The organism is Sulfitobacter sp. HI0129 (assembly GCF_001635395.1).
Taxonomy (GTDB): Bacteria; Pseudomonadota; Alphaproteobacteria; order Rhodobacterales; family Rhodobacteraceae; genus Sulfitobacter.
The window spans coordinates 1-2,400 of sequence record NZ_LWGH01000656.1 but is presented as its reverse complement, the minus strand read 5'-3'; the positions used below and the strand labels follow the sequence as shown (position 1 = coordinate 2,400).

General features: G+C 59.3%; 2 protein-coding genes. Both read left to right on the top strand.

Features of this window, described 5'->3' with window-relative positions:
• The first annotated feature begins 194 nt into the window (after window positions 1–194).
• The gene (locus A3764_RS16930) at window positions 195–1,328 is read left to right on the top strand and encodes an MFS transporter (RefSeq protein ID WP_067920148.1); all 1,134 of its coding nucleotides are present in this window, start codon (window positions 195–197) and stop codon (window positions 1,326–1,328) included.
• Between the two features lie 854 nt (window positions 1,329–2,182).
• Window positions 2,183–2,400, top strand: a 218-nt coding sequence (locus A3764_RS16925) for a hypothetical protein (RefSeq protein ID WP_201722453.1), incomplete at its 3' end; no start/stop codon positions are given.

Here is a 2,400-nt window from a genome sequence, read left to right as displayed (position 1 = left end):
TCGCTGTTGAACAGCGCGGCGACCATCGTGTCCAGAACGGGCATCGCGACCCTGCCGTAAAGCGGCTCCGCAAGCCCCAGGGTCTGATCCAGCACGGTCCGCAGCCAGGCTTCCACATCCTCGAGCAGATCGTCGCCATAGCGCNTGGCCTGCGACAGGAAGCCAGCGACCGTCCGGCTCTCGCCGGCGGGGGTTTGCACGGCGTCGATGCGTGCCGCGAGTTGGTCCTCCTCTGTGGATTAGCCGCCCTCTCCATGGGTCAAGCGGTGCTTATGCCGGTGCTCGGGCCTGCAGGTCGAGCGGCAGGCTTGGGTGAGGTCGAAATCGGATTGATAGTGTCCGTTTCAGCTGTTGTAACAGTCGTCGCAGCACCTTGGTGGGGCCGCAGATCCGATATGGTCGGCCGTCGCCCTGTCTTCCTTGTTGGGATGGCAGGATACGTAGCTTCGACCCTGGCTTTCGCAGCTGTTCTTGCTTGGAGCCAGAACTATTCCGCACAGCCATTAGTGGTCTTCGTGTCCCTCCTTGCGGCCCGTATTGCCTATGCCGGCATCGCCAGCGGTGTTCCTCCCGCTGCAGCAGGATTTATTGCGGACGTGAGTGTGCCGGCCCGGAGGTCGGCAGCGATGAGTCTGACTGGAATAGCCTTCGGGATCGGCTCCATTGCTGGCGGGGTGCTGGTGTTCGCAACCAGCGGGCGTTTGGGCTTGTTAACACCACTCTGGATCACATCCGCCTGCGCTCTGCTGATTTTCTCGATCGCCGCTACATACCTGCGCGACCCGCAAACCCGCAAAGAGCAACGTATTCATCCGCAGATCTCATCTCTATCTGCGCGGGATCCGAGAATACGTTGTATCCTTGCTGTAGTGTCCCTGGCGTTTCTCTCCACGAGCATGGTTCAACAGGCGGTTCCCTTTCTCGTCCAAGACCGAGGAGCTCTAAATACCGCTGAGGCCGCAACGCAGGCGGCATTCTTGGCAGCCATCATGGCAGCTGCAACACTTGCTGGCTTGTTTGCCGCAATCCGTTTGTCATCCGTGCCCTCCCAAACAGCTGGGGCAGGACTGGTGGCCGTCTCAGTCGGCACTGTACTGCTGATCCCCGCAGCGGGCACCGCGTTGCTGGTGATGTCCCATGTCCTAATGGGCCTTGGCTTCGGCCTGTTTGTCCCCGCCGCGCAGGGTTTTGCATCGCTGTCGGTTGGCCCGCGCGAGCAAGCAACCGTCGCAGCCTACCTCTCGGCGGCGACAACCATGGGTTACATCGCTGGCCCGACGCTTGCCGGGGTTCTTTACGAAATCGGGCCGACGGTGGTGCTTGTATAGCAACGGTGGCAGCGATCGCAGGCGCGACCGTATGGATATCTCAGAGGGGTAGCCTGAGCGTGGCTGCCTCCGATTCTTGAAACAAACGCCCGGCCCTCCGGATAAGACAGGTCGTTTAGGACGTCGCTGGACGTATCCAAGCCATTAAGCCACGCCTCGGGGTAAGCGATGCCGACCGGCCCTCGGCCACCCTTCCATGATAGGGTGGATTCGAGTCATTGTTTATCTCTTTTACCGGTCTAGCTTGGAACGGGAAAGCTAGCTTGGGGCACCACCCGCCGACCGCAGAGAAAACTTTCAGAGCCCGACACACAGGATAACGCCGATCGAGATCAGCATTTGACGAAGGCAATCAATGAACTTTGACGGACGTGACCAACAGGGGTCATGTCCGTCAACTGATTTGCGTAATAGCTTTCCGTCAACCCAGTAGCAGAATGGCGCCCAACGGGATCACTACATTGCAATCGGACACCGCAGGCTGCTGCTGCGCCGGACGATTAGGGTACCAAAGCCGACAAGTGCCCGCTCGCGGATAATATCCTGCCGGAATGGTTATCGCAGTGGGCGGATAATCGTTTCGTACGGCCATTCCCATACTGACACCGGTTTGATGCGCGCTTGCGAACTCAAGCGGAAGGCTAATCAAAGTCAGTACGGCAAAAGCCATTGACCCTGACTTAAGGAATCTGAGCATTTGATTTCTCCTTTTCTGAAAGGGACCTCCCAAAGAGGCGGCCCTAGGCTAAAAACAAACACCTTGTTTAGGAAAAGGTTCCGATATGTGAGTGTCCCATACAAAAACTCTCAGGATCAGATTTGACCACGGTTGAAAAGGCAAGGTGGGAACTGGAATGATACGCTTCGTTCTTTCCGCGACAGCGCCGGACCACGCGGCGCCCGTGTCGCATTGGACGCGCACCTCGCCCGCCGCCGATACCGTGGGCGGCGACGCCCTGGGCGAAGAGACGCTGGAGGTCGCAGGCCGCATCGCCGCCAGGACCGGCTGCAAATTGCTGGCCGAATGGGCGAACGCGCGGCATGAGCGTGGCGCGGGCCGGGTCTTCGTCAA